This window comes from Helicobacter sp. (assembly GCF_017502485.1).
GTDB lineage: Bacteria > Campylobacterota > Campylobacteria > Campylobacterales > Helicobacteraceae > Helicobacter_B.
The window spans coordinates 55,399-71,252 of record NZ_JAFVUX010000020.1; the positions used below are offsets into that span (position 1 = coordinate 55,399).

Consider the following 15,854-nt stretch of genomic DNA (forward strand, 5'->3'; position numbering starts at 1 on the left):
AATATTTAAAGAGATAGTAAAAGCAGATGGTGTCCTCGGCGGGATTCGAACCCACGACCTTACGATTAGGAATCGTACGCTCTATCCTGCTGAGCTACGGGGACAAAACCCCATAGAATGGGGGATAACAAAAACTATTTTTTCGCTACGAGATCTTTTAGGCTTTTGCCTGGCTTAAATTTTGGCACATATTTGTCGGCTGTTTTATATGTCTTATTGCTTCCAGGAACCTTACCTGATTTACCCTTTTGCATAACAGCTTCAAATTTACCAAAACCAACAAGCTCAACACTTTTTTTCTTACTTAATGCTTTTTCTACCGCTACAATAAACGCATTTACAGCAATTTCCGCATCTTTTTTGCTTGGAAGTTTTCCTGCATCTTTTACAAGATCGACAAATTCTGCTTTATTCATGGTGTCTCCTTAAGATATGAAATTTAAAGCGCATCTATTGTAGCTACTTTGTACCTTAAAATCAAGTATCTACGCTATTTTCATTGTTTATCCCATCAAACCAACGCGAATCAAGCTTGCGTAAATAACGCACTACGACAGATTTTCTAAAAGCTGAAGCATTTGCTGCTTATAGATCTCTAAATATTTTTGCGAAGTCGCTTCAAAGCGTGTTACAAGCACGGGTGTAGTATTGCTTGCCCGCACAAGAGCCCAGCCATTGTCAAATATAACACGAACACCATCTATGGTTATAATCTCTTGTATGTGCGGGAAGCTTGCGGGCGGATTTAATAGTGCCTGATGCAATGCAGCAATTTGGGTGAATTTTTTCTCTTCAGTTGTGTGGATTTTCTCTTCATCGGTGGAGTATAGTTTGGGTAAGGCATTAATCATTATCTCCATTTGGCTAGGGCTTGTCTCAATAAACAACTCCAAAGCCCTAAGAGCTGCATAGAGCGCATCATCATAGCCGTAATATCGATCGTTAAAAAACAAATGCCCGCTCATTTCAGCAGCCAAATGAGCATTTAGCTCTTTAAGCTTTGTTTTTAGATTACTATGCCCAGTTTTATACATTATAGCTTGACCAATGCGATTAATCTCATCATACATTACTTGTGAGCACTTCACTTCACCTATAACTACTGGATTAACAATATGCTTTGCCATATCGTTGGCAAATAAAATAGCCATCTCATCACCCTTATAGTGATGGTTTTCGCTCATCAAAGCCACCCTATCAGCATCACCATCAAAGGCTATGCCTATGGGGATTTGGTGTGATTTCATCGTTGCTCTTACATCACGAAGATTTTTTTCTTCACTTGGATCTGGGTGATGATTAGGAAATGTGCCATCTGGGGTTTTAAATAGACTGATATGTTTGATATTTAGAGCTTTTAGCACTGGCTCTAGACCAATTGCACCTACGCCATTACCATAATCAAACACTACTTCGTAGGGAAAATCTTTAAGCTTGCTAAAATGCTTAATGAAAAAATTTTGATACTGCTGCAATACAGGAAGCTCTACAGCTACTTTGTTAGATGATTGATAAGCTATATTGCTACTGGCAATCTCTCTGCCTAAATGCTGGATTTGCTCGCCATAGAAAGGCTTTTGTGAGATAGTGATTTTAAAACCATTGTATTGCGGAGGATTATGACTGCCTGTAATCATCACAGAGCTTTTTAGATTCTGGGTTTGAAAAGTTGCAAAATATGCTACAGGAGTAGGAATCATACCCATAAAAAACACTTCAACCCCACTTGCCAAAAACCCATCCCTTAGCCATTCATATAAAATGGGGGAATGCGTGCGTGCATCATAGCCTATGGCGACACTATTTTCCCCTGCTTCTAGTACTCTTTTTCCAAGTCCAAAACCAATGGCAAATACGCTTACCTTTGTTAGATTCTCTTCATAAATCCCTCGTATGTCATACTCTCGAAATATACTCATATCCATATTAGCTCCTCAAATACAAATCAAAGGCTATTATAAACGCAAAGTAGCAAACCAACCTACCAAAACTAACCCATTTGCCTAGCTATTTGGACTAGAATCTACATCTTCTCTTCCACTCTCTTGTGCTGCGGAATCTTTGGCATTTGATCCTTGCATACGCTCTGTGAGTAGCCCGCTTGCTTGCTCACAGAGCGTCTTCCACTCATTTTGTCCATCACTCTTGGCGCATTTGTCAAAATATTTTAGTGCAGTTTGCGGGGAGTTTTGCATATTATACAAGCTGGCAATATGATAGAGAAGTTGCGTAGAATCCTCTTTAGTAAGCGTGGCAGATTCTAATGGTAGCAACACCGCCAAAGCCCTATCATAGTGCTTCATTTCACGCAAAACGCTAGCGAGCGCAAACTCCGCATAAGGCGTAAATTCATCACTTTTTAATACCCTTTGTAGTTCTAGAATCTTGCTTGCATAAACTTCTATGCCTGTTGTGTCTTTTTCATCAATGGCATAGTCTAAAAGTGTCGCATATACTGGAAGTATGCGCTCATCTTTAGCAAAATGCTCTTGTAAAAATGGAAGAAGCTTCTTGGCTTCACTTTTAGATTCTAGGGCTTGTAAAATAGCAAAAAATGTGAAGACAATATCATAATGACTCTTTTGAATAGTGGCAAGATTAAATGCATCACGAGCAGCAAGTGAGCCATTTTTATATTCTCCAAGTTTATAGAGATTATTTGCCACTCGATAAAGCCATTCTAAACGCTCAGCCTGTGTCTTGCTAGATTCTGCCATATTACTAGCAATCTGCTTGGCAGCGGTATTAAGCCCCGATACATCTGCACAATCAAAGGCAAAAAGTTTTTCACTAGAATCTAAGTTATACACAGAGGTTTGGATAATGTAGCTAGTGGTTTTGGTGCAATCTTTTTGCGCGATAGCTTGCTTAAGTAAAGAGTCTAGAGCTTGCTGGCGGTATGGGCTAGATGTGTCGTCTTTATAGAGCGTGAATACTTCTTGGTATTTATGTTTTTGTAGCAGTATTTGGGCAGTAAGCTCTTTAGCTTTTGCAGCTTCTTGTGTGTTAGGATATTTGTCAATAAGATAAAGGTAGTGCTTGAGCTTTTCCTCATCTCCACCTTGTACAGCAAATAAAATCGCATCATCTCTCTCTTGCACGACTTTGGCACGATCTGGGTAATCCTCGCCAAATGCTTCGATATACTGCTGGTTTGCTTGGTGGGCTTTATCAAAGTCTTTTGCCTGTTGATAATAACCCCCAAGAGCAAACATTTTTTCCTCCTTAAAGTGTAGGTCTTGCGTATTATCAACTAAATATTGCGTAATACTAGCTGCCATAGCATAATCTCCAACTTCAAGCAGAGCTACGGTGAGCTTTTTTGTAATCTCTCCTGCTTCCAGAAAAAACTTTGGGTAATTGTTGAGCACTTTTGTGATTAGCTCTGTGGCATTTGGGGTGTTTTGTTGCTCAAGCTCAAAAATTGCCCACTCTATTGCAATCTCACTCGCACTTGGAATATCCTTAGCATCGATAAATGCTCGCTGGAAGTAGATTCTAGCTTGTGTGGGAGCATAAGTTCTAGCAAGGTTGGCAAGCTGCATTTGCGCCAATGGAGTAAATTTAGATTCTGGGTATTCGACATTGATGCGTTTATAATAATATTCAGCTTCACTTGGAACATTATCTTTAACATAAGCTTGTGCAAGGATATATAAAATCTCTGGCACATCGGGGTCAGATGCAAAACTCCGCACCCATTCTAATGCTGATTCTATCAAAGCATCTTGTTCTTCAAGATCAAGTTTTGAGCTTGCAATAATCCTATCATAAGTAAGGTCGCGTCGAAAGATGGAGTTTGGATTCTGTCGCAAGGCTTCGTTGATGTCAGTAATAGCAGTGATATAGTCCTTACGAGCCATAGCACTTTTGACAAGAGAGTAAATCTCAAAATCCTTATTTTTTGTAGCTTTAAGTGGTCTATTATCCGCATTTAGTTCAGGAATTGTTGGAGTTTGCTCCCCAAGGATTTTTACCGGGAAGTGCAATCCATGTTTAAAACTCTCTTGAGAGAGAAAAGGAATAATCTTTTTATACCCTACAATCTGCCATAAATGCGCGACATTATGTGGATATTTATCGATACTAAAATCCCCTTTAGGATTTTTAGGGATAGCAAAAAGCTTTTGCTGATACTTAGGATAGATATAGAGCCAAAAAACTCCATCAATTATCTTGTAAGTAACGCGGAAAAAGCTATTTTCCAATCCCGGAAAACCTCTATTAGGTATGCGCGCGATTTTACACTCAGTCGAAAGCACCTTGCCATAAACATCAAGCACTTCACGACAAGTAAAGGCAGAGTCATCTCGCAAGGTCAATACAGAGAAATCCTCTCCTGCTTCTTTGCCAAAAGTCGTAGAAATTTCCAGCGCACTTAAACTAACACACACCAATAGCCAGCAAGAGAAAAACAGTTTTGCCAATCAGTAAACCCCAACAATTGCATATTTTTCTATAAAGTCAAGCAAAAACTGCACCACAAAAATACTAATACAGCACATAATACCCATTATCCAAATGATTGACTTAGATAAAAGATTGGCATTATAGGTCAAATCTGCGGCAGATAGAGTGCCTTGTGATGGAGGGAGTAAAAACATCGTAATAACTGGACGCAGATAATAAAAGACTGCAATAGCACTATTTATCATCATAATAACCCCAAGCCATATCAAATCCGCATTAAATGCGCTTACTACCACAGCGACCTTGCCAAAGAATAGCCCAAAAGGTGGAATTCCAGCAAGCGAGATGAAGAATACTCCAGCGAGCAAAGCATAAGAAGGTAGCGTACGCACCAAGCCACTAAAACGGTGGTATTCATAGGTATCATTTGATATATTGCGCACAAACCACAAGAGTCCAAACACTCCAACATTACTAAACACAAACAAAAACCAATACAAATATAGCGCACTAAGACTCATTTGTTTATCAATAAAAATACAAGCTAGCACAAATCCAGAATGTGCAATAGAACTAAAAGCAAGCATTCTCTTCATGTCTTTTTGCACTAGGGCAGCGATATTTGGTAGTGTAATTGAGAGCACAACAAGCACATAAAGCACATTATGTATCCAGACAGAAGAAGTAAAACGGATAAATATACTAAAGACACTAATAGCCACAGCAAAAGCGGCGATTTTTGGGATAATGGATACAACCCCAGTAACAATGGCATTTGAGCCTTGATAAATATCAGGCATCCACGAGTGGAATGGCACAGCAGAGATTTTAAACCCGATCGCTCCTATCATAAACACAAGTCCCATCATAATTGCAGCTAAAGAAATATACTCTCCAGCAAAAAGCGCATTTCTTAGGGCGTTAAGATCAAATGTCGCACTAGCAAAATACCAGCACAGCACCCCAACGATGAAAAATACACTAGCAAGCACACCTAGAACAAAATACTTCACACCAGCTTCTATCGCCCTAGGATTACCACTTAAGGCAATTAGTGCGACCAGCGATAATGACCCAATCTCAAGCCCTAGCAAAATAATAAGTAAATGCTGGCTTGATACCATAATATCAAACCCAGCAATCATTAGCAAATATAGTGGGTAAAACTCCCCTACCCTAGTGGAATACTCGCTTGCTTCCTGCTTTGTAAAAAAAAGTAAAATAAATCCGAGTGCGACAAATTCCATAGTTACTTGGGATAGAATTGTTATGCCGCTAATATGGATAAGTGAAAAAAATGCACTACCCAAATTAAGATGCAAGCTACAGACTATGCTAAATCCCAAAAACACAGCACATAGTGCGACATTTACTCCACGAAACGCCACATCAAAGCTCCGTACAAATACATTGGCAAGCAACAGTAGCAAAGCCCCTGCAATGAGCACAAGACTCGGCGATATAGCACTTAATGACAACTCAGCAAAGTCTAAAGGAGGTAAAAGATCCATTGCTATTCTCCAAAAAGAAGTGGGGTGGATTGTTGAGCGGGGTTAGATTCTAACTGACTTGGCTCTAACACTTGAGCAGGATCCAACATCTCCGCATTATGCTCGCCCATAAAATCAAATGATTTGATTTGATCAAGTGTGCGATCTTGTTTGCCAGCAAGTGTGGCAAGTAGGATTTTTGATGAGCTCACTTGCGCGCGCGCTGTCATAGTCTCTAGCACAGGTTTTACTCCAGAATCTATAAGTGTCAATAGCGGTTTGGGATAGACCCCAAGCACGATAATGCAAGTAGAAAATATCCCCAAAACAAGTCTTTCCCGCCTATCAACATCAGTGAATTTTGCTAGTCTTTGCCCATCTTCCTTACCAAAAAACAAACGCTTATATAAACTAAGCATATATGCAGCTGATAAGATGATAGTAAGCCCACCAAGAAGTGCGATGAGTGGGTAAGTAGCAAATATGCCAAGCAAGCTTAAAAATTCCCCTACAAATCCTATCGTCAAAGGTAGTCCAACATTTGCCATTACTACAAGCCCAAATATCGCACAAAACACCGGTGCAACCCTAGCCACACCCTGTATAGAGCCTATCTCTCTAGACCCTGTGCGCTTAGCAAATATGCCAACTAGCATAAAGAGTGCAGCCCCCACAATCCCATGAGCAAACATCATAAACACCGCACCAGAAACACCAATAAGCGTAAAAGAAAAAACCCCAAGCACCACAACGCCCATATGAGAAATTGAGCTATACGCAACCACTTGCTTCATATCTGTTTGCGCATAGGCTACCATCGCACCATAGATGATCATAATAAGTCCAAGCCCTAGAATCCACAAGCTAAGCTCAATGCTTGCATCTGGGAAAAGTGGGAGACAAAAACGCACAAGAGCATAAGTCCCCATTTTTAGCAAAAGAGCAGACAACACTACAGAGCCTAGTGTAGGGGCACTACCATAGGCGTGAGGTAGCCACGCGTGGAAAGGGATAATGGGGATTTTCACTGCAATGGCAATAAAAAATGCCAAGAATAGCCATAGCTGGTAGCTAGCGGGCAGTGGCATCGCTAGCCAATCTGCTAGCTCAAAGCTAAAATATTTAGAATGCAAGAAAAATAAAAATCGATAATATAAAATCCCAAGCAACATAATCAGCGAAGCAAAAAATGTATAGAGGAAAAACTGCAACGCAGCCCTAAGCTTCTCTCCACTACCCCACATACCAATCATGTATAAAATTGGTAGCAAGGATAGCTCCCAAAACACATAAAACAGCACGACATTTTGCGCGCTAAATACACCCATAAGAATAGATTCTAAGAGCAATAGACAAGCGACAAAATGGCTAGCACTGGACTTGCTGTGTAGGAACAACACACTTAGCAAAATCACAATAGCATTAAGCAAAATCAACACCAAAGAGATTCCATCAATCCCAATATGATAGCTAATGCCAAACGCAGAGATTAGCATAAGTAAGTTTTCAAATTGCATACTAGAGCTACTATTATCAAACCCCGCCCATAAGGCAAGTACCAAAACAAACTCGATACTCGCACAACTCACGCCAAAAAACTTTGCTACCTTATCTTTTAAGGCAAACACAACCAACCCAGCAAACAATGGGAAGAATATGATAATACTTAGCAAATACTCCATACACTACCTCCACAATAACATAAATAAGCTGATTGTCAAGCTAATTAGCAGTAGTAAAACCCCAAAAGCCATCAGTCGTAGCGCACTACTAAGACTACCATTTTGCAACAATGCACAAAGTGTAGAGAGCCACATCACTAGCTTACCTACTGCTTGCATACTTTTATCAAATACAAGAATCTCAACCTTCAGCCACAGCACACGACATAGCGCACCAAATCCTTTGACAAACACAAGCTCGTAAAGCTTTGGTATATAGTATTGCTGTGATAAAAGCGTGTAGAAAATATTTTGACTTGGAATATAAGTAAAACATCTATATTTGAAAAACGCCACAACAATTCCAAAGCAAGAAGCCCCCAGTGCTATCCCAGCTAGGGATTCTGCACTTAAGTGACCATGTGGCATTTCAAATGTCAAGATATACTGCAAGGCTAATAGTACTGGGTCATAAATCATACCAGAGATGATGGCAAGCAAAGCCAAAGGTGTCATTGCATAGAGCATCAATGATTTTGCCTCGTGCGGATGGCTTACATCGTAAGCTTCTTTAGATTTTGGTGAAAAGAAGACTAGCATAAACAAACGAAAGCTATAAAACGCCGTCAAAAATGCGCCAAAGATAAGCATGCCCCAAAGAATTTTATATCCCGAGTTGAAGCTAAATTCCAAAATTAAGTCCTTAGAAAAATATCCCGCAAATGGAGGTATCCCACATAGTGCGAGATTACCAATCAGCATAAATATCATCGTGTATTTCAATGAGCGTGCAAGTCTCCCCATACGCATAACATCAAGCCCATCGCGCATAGCGTGCATTACATTGCCTGCACCAAGGAAAAGCAGGGATTTAAAAAACGCGTGAGTAAATAGATGAAAAAGTGCTATCCAATATGCTCCAAGTCCAGCTGCTACAAACATATAGCCTAATTGAGAGAGTGTGGAGTAAGCGATAATACGCTTTAAATCCCTATTGACAAGAGCCATAGAAGCAGCAAATAACGCGACAAATGCTCCAAGATAAGCGATCGCTTCGCCGATGTGTGGGATCTCCATATAAATGGGGTGGGTGCGCACAACAAGATAAACCCCAGCTGTTACCATCGTAGCAGCGTGAATAAGGGCTGATACGGGGGTTGGTCCCTCCATTGCATTTGCTAGCCAAGTATGAAGAGGAAACTGCGCGGATTTCCCCATAGCACCGATAAAAAGCAAAATCCCAATGCAACTAAGGATAACAGAAGAAGTCTTTGTCCCACTAGCAATGGCGTGAAAAATCTCTTGAAAATTCAGTGTCCCAAATGTCCAAAAAAGTAGAAAAATCCCAAGTAGCATACCCAAATCCGCGATACGATTGCTAATAAATGCTTCCATGGCAGCGAAAGTTGCACTACGCTTACGATACCAGAATCCAATAAGCAAATAAGAACATACTCCAACCCCTTCCCAGCCAACAAACAACCCTAAGAAGTTATCACTTAACACTAAAAACATCATAGAGAACACAAAACCACTAAGAAAACTAAAATAACGATTAAATCCTATATCATTCTCCATATAGCCAATAGAATAAATATGCACTAATAACGACACAAGCGTGATGACAACAATCATCACAGCACTAACCATATCTAGGCTAAACCCAAAATCAACTCCAAAGCTCCCACTTACTATCCAATCAAAAAGCGAAATAGAAAAGCTGACTCCTTGTAATGCATTAAATCCAAGAACCACGCTCGCAAGAAAAGCAATAAAAATGCAAAAACTATTAAACCAGCCAAGTGCGATGATCTTTGGTCGTGTGCCCAGCACCCCGGCAACGACAGTGCCAACCAAGGGGGCAAAGAGTGCCACTAGTAACAATGTAGCAAATGTGCCAATATCTATGGAATCTATCCAGCCCATTTTTATCCTTTCATTGTGCAAAGCGTATCAATATCAAGACTTTTGTGCTTGCGATACCATAGCAACACAAGTCCTAGTCCAACTGCCACTTCACTTGCAGCAAGCGCGATGATAAAAAGCGCGAACATCTGCCCACCCATATCATTAAACATTGCCCCAACTGCTACTAATGCGACATTTAAGGCGTTTAGCATAATTTCACTTGAGAGCAATAGCATTAAAATATTTTTCCTGCGTAGTAATCCAAATAATCCAATAGCAAAAAGCACAATAGATAGCAACAAAAAATCATATATGCTCACATATGGGCTTAATTGCATAGTAATCATAGAGAATCTCCTTGCTTAAGAGATGAAGTAGTTGTTGCCTTAGTATTTTGTATCTCATCTTTCCCCTTGATACCAAGTGCAACTCCAGCAATCAGTGCTACCAAAAGCAACACTCCGGCTATTTCAAATGCAATGAGATAATGCCCAAACAACACTTTTCCTACGGCGAAAGTATTTGGTTCTGCAGTAATTTGCATATCTTTTTCCACGACAACTTGACGATATTCATGAATTGGCACACTGAAGAGTATAACCAAAAGTAGCGCGATACATACAACCATAATACTTAAGCGCACACCACCTTGATGTCGCTCTTTAATCTCACTCATCGTATCCACAAACATTAGCCCAAATGCATACATCACAACCACTGCCCCCGTATAAACAGCGATTTGTACCACGCCTAAAAACTCCGCCCCCAAAAGAAAAAAGAAGCTTGAGATAAAAATCATCCCACTTGCAAGGGCTGTTAAGGCATAGAGAATATTGCTCGTGCTAACTACCACAAGAAAAGCCACAATACTTAACACCATAAAAAAATAAAATGCAATTGCTTCAAACATTACGCTTCTCCTTGTGCATTTTGTGCACTCCCCACAGGTTGCACACTAGATTCTAATGCAACTTCACAAGGCTTGTCCCATACAATAGGTGTAGGGCGCAGAGTTTTATCAGCTTGCATACTTACGCTACCAAAACCGGTAAACTCTAGCTGCGTGCAAGTCTTAGCCTCACCAATAGGGCGCAAAAGCTCTGGTTTTCCAGCATATTGCGCACGCGCTAAGCTTGCATTTTCAAAGCGATTTCCCATAACAATGGCTAACTCTGGGCACACTTCTGCGCAAAGTCCGCAGTAAATACACCGCCCGAGATTAATAGTGTAGGAGTCAATCTTCTTGCGCTTATCATCACCTTTGTGTGTAATTATGCGAATGCAATTACTTGTGCAGATCTTCTCACAAAGCCCACAGCCGATACAGCGTTCATTGCCAGATTCTAGCAGTCTTTGTAAGCTATGTACAGCACGGTATCGTGGAGAGAGTGGGATATATTCTTTTGGGTAGTGTATGGTAACCTTTTTAGAAAAAAATTCCTTTAAAGTAAGGGCTAGCCCTTTGAACAAATCCAGCCCGCAAGTCATCTTCACACTTTTGCAAAAATTCTCATAAGTAGTCTTTGGCTCTTTACGCTTAGGGATAGGGATATAGTTTTTCATACAAACTCCTAGAGCAAAATCACAACACTTGTGACAAGTAAATTAATAATAGCTAAAGGCATAAGCACTCTCCAACACATCCCCATAAGTTGATCTGGGCGTATATGGGGGAAAGTCGCGCGCACCCACATCGCCAAAAAGACAAAAAAGCATACCTTTAGGATAATGGCAATCCCACCAGGGATAAACCATAGTGGCTGATACCCGCCACAAAAAATAAGCGCAATCACAAAGCCAAAGGCAAAGAGATGGGCGTATTCCGCTAAGAAAAACATCCCCCATTTTAAGCCACTATACTCTGTACAAAAGCCTGCTACGATCTCAGCTTCGTGCTCAAGCAAGTCAAAAGGTGTGCGATTTAGCTCTGCATAGCTAGCCACAAGGAAAAGGACAAATGCTAAAGGCTGTTGAAACAAGAGCCAATCAAACACCCCACCTGCTTGGTAATCATTCATAGCTACAAGTGAAAGTGAGCCTACAAGCATAAGTGGAGGCAAAATACTAAGCGTAGAGACTACTTCAAAACTAAGTAACTGGATACACGCGCGCACCGCCCCAAGTAATGAAAATTTCGAGTTTGATGAAAGCCCAGCAAGCAAAGGCGCGTAAATCCCCACTGCCCCAACCGCTAGGAAAAATAGTAGCCCTACATTAATGTCAGAAATTATAGGCTGTACGGTTCTGCCAAATATCTCAAATTCGCCAAAAAATGGTATCGGTGCCATCGCGACAAATGCACTCATCATAGCAATCACAGGTGCTAGCATAAAAATAGCTTTATTAGCATGCTGTGGGCAAACATCTTCTTTGGTAAAAAGCTTAATTGCATCGGCTAAAAACTGCAATAACCCAAATGGTCCCACATAGCAAGGACCAAGTCTGCGCTGGAAATAGCCCAAAACTTTGCGCTCAATATATGTCCCAAACCCCCCTAAAAACGAAAATACAAGCACAACAACCAAAATCTTTATACAAGTTTCGATGATAAATTCACCCATACCCTACTCCTTTGTGGCTTTAGTGCTTTCTACATAAGTATAAGAGCTTGCGGCATTTGCACCCCACTCTCTAGCGATATGTGGGCTAATGAGCCACATATCCCCACTCATCGCATAATCAATATATACTGCGCCCGTAATACTGCCTTGCGTGCTTGGACTATAGAGCGTGATATGCTCCCCTTCTGTAAGTCCTAGCTTTTCTAAATGTGTCCTAGAAGTATAGAATCCATCTTTTTGCTGCATATTAGAATCCAGAACATTTTGGATACTAAAGAGATTTTGCGGATAAGAAATAAAAGCATTAAAGCTTATGGGCTTAGCTTGTGCTATTGCGTGCGCTGGAGCGAGAGTGCCACTTAGTAAAGGCGTAAGCATATAGCCTCTTTTATCATCTCCGCCTTGTGTGTAGTAATTTGCTAGGCTAGCAAGATCTCTTGGCGCATAGCCCTTGCTTTGTGGTAGTGCGCTTGTGTAGTCACTTAATGTCGTGTAAGTTGCAAAATAATCAAGTAGCGTGCTTGCGCGATCTTGCGTGCGTGGCATAAATCGCTCTAACTCTTTTTCATAATGAATAGCCACTAGCCTAGATTTGTTATAAGCATACAAAATACTTGCCAAATCATCGCCTTGATATGCCTGCACCTTTGTAAATGGCAACAAGCGATTTTCAAAGTTTGTCATACTTCCTAGCATTTGCTGGTGGCTTGGCAATACTACTTCAGGCTCTCTAGCAAGCATTTTGTCTCCATCACTCCACGCACAATCCCACAACACATCACCTTGTGTGCGCACCCCAATGACAAACTCATCACTTAAGCTAGAATCCACTTCCAAAAACTCTCCGCAAATTCTAGCAATCCCCACAGTATTGCTACCAGCTGGGATTACATAGACTTTAGCTCCGCATTTTTCTAAAATCTGTAGCCCTGCGACCATCGCGCTATTTTCTTGCAATGTGCAAAGCATCGCCTCTTCGCCAACAATCACACTCATCTGCGACAAATTCACGCTAGCTAGCTCGCTAAATGCACTAAGCTCTATCCCTGCTTCTTGCAATGCCAAGTAGGTTGGCATTGCAGATTGCGCAGAGCTAGATTCTACACTAGAGTCCAAATCCGCACTAGATTCTAGCTTGGCTAGAGCTTGCTCACTAGCTAGAATCTCGCTAAGCAAGGTAGATAGCATTGCCCCCAGCTCCTTAGCCTGCGGGCTTTGGGCTATGGCTTCTTCAAGCTTGCCTTGCATACTTATAAGTAATGCGCCGAGTGCTAGCTCATCGGCTTTAGGCTTATAGGGGATATGCACCACAGAGCGTGAAAAAGACGCAAGCAATGTGTCAGCCATTGGGTGAAGATAGTAGAATTTAATGCCTTTTTTTGTGCGGATTGTGTTGTTTATAGCATATTGTAAAAGCGGTGCTTGCAGGCGTACAGGCGCGCCTAGCGCGATAATGGTATTAGAGTCTTTGAGGTCTTGTAAGGTGTTATTTAGTCGCAAATATGGCAGAAACTTTTGATACGCGCGCGCACTCTCGTTATAGAGCTTTATGCCAAGATGCGCACTAAAAATGCTTGCAATCATTGCTTCTTCATTGGTGATAGAGCTACCAAGTCGCATAGCAGTAGCCTCGCTAAGGTGCGTGAAGCAAGGGCTTACTTCACTAGAATCTAGTTTTGCCTCACTAGATTCTGCCCCAGCGGAAAGGACAGAGAATCCAAACCGCCCTGCCCCACAGATTGGCGCGAAGTGGAAGTCATTACTCACGCGATAAGTCTTCTTCTCTCCTAAAGTATTATGGTGCCTCGTCTCATAAGTAATATGGCAACCCATAGAGCAGTAGTGGCAGGTGCTATTTGTCTTCTTTAGTTCCCACGCATTAGCAGTGTAGCTAAAGTCTTTATAAGTAAGTGCACCTACAGGACATACAGCAATACACTCGCCACAATCCACACAAGGTGTATCACTCACAAACTCTATCAAGGACTTTTGCTTCTTGCTCCACACGCTATAAGGATCTTTTAGCATAGAATCTTTATAGCTATCTGGGGAGTGCAAATCCGCTTTGCCAGCTTTCAGCTTGGCTTCACCGATATTGTCCTTACAAGTCGTTACACATCGCTCACACACAATGCAAAGGTTAGGGTCATAAAGTGCTTGCGCCCACGATTTTTCGTACTTTTCATCATCAGCTAAAGCATAATTTTGGTGGGACACTTTAGTGTAGAGAGTTAGATTTTGTAGCTCGCATTCACCGCTTTTATCGCAAACCCCACACTCTAGCGGGTGATTGACATCATAAGTTTGCATAATCATCTGTCGCTCTTTGCGGATTTGCTCTGTTTCTGTGTTGATCACTAAGCCATCTTTCGCCTTTGTATTACAGGTATAAACTCTCTTGCCATCACCACTTTCTCCCATACACATTTTGCAAGCAAGAGTTGGCGAGCAACCACCTAAATAGCAAATCGTGGGGATAAAAATGCCATTTTCCCTAGCGACATCGACAATTGTTTCTCCCTCTTGGCAAGTGATTGTTCGGTTGTTGATTGTGATTGTGACTTTAGCCATTATAGCCCCCATTTTGTGCAAATTGCGCTGTGATAAAAGGGTAAAATCTCTCCCTTTGAGTATGCCAGCCCTTAAGCACAGCTGTAGCACCCTTGAGATACTCCACCTGCTTAATAGCACAAGCCACTTCAGCACAATCCACTATAAGTCTAGCTTGCTCGCCCTGCTCTAAATGCAATAGGCGCAAAAACATCTTTGTGGCATAGAGCACTGGAGCTACTAAATTTTCTTCATCAAATGGACTAAGATAGACAAATGCGCCATTAGATTCTGGGATATTGTTAAGGGCTTGAAGTATCTGCTCTACATCACTAGAATCTAGCTTTTGACATTGCATAATACCTGCTAGGGATGGAATAAAGGCTATTTTAGAATACATCTCAATAATTGCAACAACTTTACAAATAAGCTGTGCATACTTATGGCGTAAAAAGCCCTCTCCTATAAAAATCATTGGTGATTGTGCCTGCTGCAAAGCGTGGGTAATGTTTCCCAACTCCTCTTCAGCAAGAGCAGATTCCGAAGCAATATGTCCAATATCCAAGTCCTTGAGAAATTCCATAGCCACAGTGGGAAGCTGACTATGTGCGCCAACAAGCGCAGCAAGCAAAAGCGTGATGACTCCTAGCTCCGCCCCTACTTCATATTGGTATTGCTCTATATCTGTGCTACGAGAATCCACAAAAGGATGCAAGCACAAAACTCGCGCTTGCACAGACTGATCAAAATCACCCAAGCTATCCATCAATGCCCTAAACTCAAATGCCCCAGCACCTAGAGCTAAGACAACATCACTTTGAAAAAATGCCCGATACGCGCTCTTATCAAGCCCCTCTAGATCATAAAGCCACATAGCTCCATCGCTCAAGCTTTCATCCATTGCTTTAGCCATATTGCCGACTCCCTTAGCTGCTAGATTATTCATCGCCCACCTTTGCACTCTCTTGTGAGATGGGTGATTGTAGCTCTTTTTGCGAGATAGATTCTAGATTGGACATTTGTGAGGAGCTTTTGCGCACCACAAGTGTCCAATCTCTATGGTTAAACCGCACAGAATTCATCACTTCATGTCCCATACTGCAGACAAACTCGGCACTTTTAGCCACATTAGAAAAGTCATCAATCTCAAAGAGAAATATCCCCACCTCACCTTGCATTAGTTCTGTGTTGATTAGCTCTCCCATACGGGCACAAAAGTCATTGTGCAAATGCCGTAAGTCAAATCGCTTCATATCTGCTACCCCTTTGCTTTG

At 41.4% G+C, this 15,854-nt stretch carries 13 protein-coding genes and 1 tRNA gene; all 14 read right to left on the reverse strand.

Annotated elements, in window-relative coordinates; translation table 11 throughout:
• Nucleotides 1-27 precede the first annotated feature (27 nt).
• Nucleotides 28-104 (reverse strand) — tRNA-Arg (locus tag IKB69_RS04130).
• Between the two features lie 30 nt (nt 105-134).
• Complete coding sequence (locus IKB69_RS04135) at nt 135-416, reverse strand: HU family DNA-binding protein (protein WP_290946367.1); 282 nt, start codon at nt 414-416, stop codon at nt 135-137.
• Between the two features lie 132 nt (nt 417-548).
• Entirely contained in the window at nt 549-1,919 is a 1,371-nt protein-coding gene (locus IKB69_RS04140; protein WP_290946370.1) for a phosphomannomutase/phosphoglucomutase, read from the reverse strand.
• 84 nt (nt 1,920-2,003) lie between these two features.
• Nucleotides 2,004-4,394, reverse strand: a complete 2,391-nt coding sequence (locus IKB69_RS04145; RefSeq protein WP_290946373.1) for an outer membrane protein assembly factor BamD — start codon at nt 4,392-4,394, stop codon at nt 2,004-2,006.
• 33 nt (nt 4,395-4,427) lie between these two features.
• Nucleotides 4,428-5,921: an NADH-quinone oxidoreductase subunit N gene (locus IKB69_RS04150; RefSeq protein ID WP_290946375.1), complete on the reverse strand. Its 1,494-nt coding sequence runs from the start codon at nt 5,919-5,921 to the stop codon at nt 4,428-4,430.
• Between the two features lie 2 nt (nt 5,922-5,923).
• A complete protein-coding gene (locus IKB69_RS04155; RefSeq protein ID WP_290946378.1) occupies nt 5,924-7,582 on the reverse strand; it encodes an NADH-quinone oxidoreductase subunit M in 1,659 nt (552 codons plus the stop codon).
• A 3-nt stretch (nt 7,583-7,585) separates the two neighbouring features.
• Nucleotides 7,586-9,487 (reverse strand): NADH-quinone oxidoreductase subunit L, encoded by a 1,902-nt coding sequence (gene nuoL, locus IKB69_RS04160; protein WP_290946380.1) that lies wholly within the window; start codon nt 9,485-9,487, stop codon nt 7,586-7,588.
• 2 nt (nt 9,488-9,489) lie between these two features.
• Nucleotides 9,490-9,807, reverse strand: a complete 318-nt coding sequence (gene nuoK / locus IKB69_RS04165; RefSeq protein ID WP_290946557.1) for an NADH-quinone oxidoreductase subunit NuoK — start codon at nt 9,805-9,807, stop codon at nt 9,490-9,492.
• 5 nt (nt 9,808-9,812) lie between these two features.
• Entirely contained in the window at nt 9,813-10,379 is a 567-nt protein-coding gene (locus tag IKB69_RS04170; RefSeq protein ID WP_290946382.1) for an NADH-quinone oxidoreductase subunit J, read from the reverse strand.
• Nucleotides 10,379-11,032: an NADH-quinone oxidoreductase subunit NuoI gene (nuoI, locus tag IKB69_RS04175; protein ID WP_290946385.1), complete on the reverse strand. Its 654-nt coding sequence runs from the start codon at nt 11,030-11,032 to the stop codon at nt 10,379-10,381. The genes IKB69_RS04170 and nuoI overlap by 1 nt, the downstream gene beginning before the upstream one ends.
• Nucleotides 11,033-11,040: 8 nt before the next feature.
• The gene (gene nuoH, locus IKB69_RS04180) at nt 11,041-12,030 is read right to left on the reverse strand and encodes an NADH-quinone oxidoreductase subunit NuoH (protein WP_290946388.1); all 990 of its coding nucleotides are present in this window, start codon (nt 12,028-12,030) and stop codon (nt 11,041-11,043) included.
• Nucleotides 12,031-12,033: 3 nt separating this feature from the next.
• Entirely contained in the window at nt 12,034-14,601 is a 2,568-nt protein-coding gene (locus tag IKB69_RS04185; RefSeq protein WP_290946390.1) for an NADH-quinone oxidoreductase subunit G, read from the reverse strand.
• Nucleotides 14,594-15,526, reverse strand: a complete 933-nt coding sequence (locus IKB69_RS04190) for a hypothetical protein (protein ID WP_290946392.1) — start codon at nt 15,524-15,526, stop codon at nt 14,594-14,596. The genes IKB69_RS04185 and IKB69_RS04190 overlap by 8 nt, the downstream gene beginning before the upstream one ends.
• On the reverse strand, nt 15,519-15,833 hold the full coding sequence (locus IKB69_RS04195; RefSeq protein WP_290946394.1) for an NADH-ubiquinone oxidoreductase subunit E family protein: 315 nt from the start codon (nt 15,831-15,833) through the stop codon (nt 15,519-15,521). Before IKB69_RS04195 ends, IKB69_RS04190 begins: the two co-directional genes overlap by 8 nt.
• Nucleotides 15,834-15,854 lie beyond the last annotated feature (21 nt).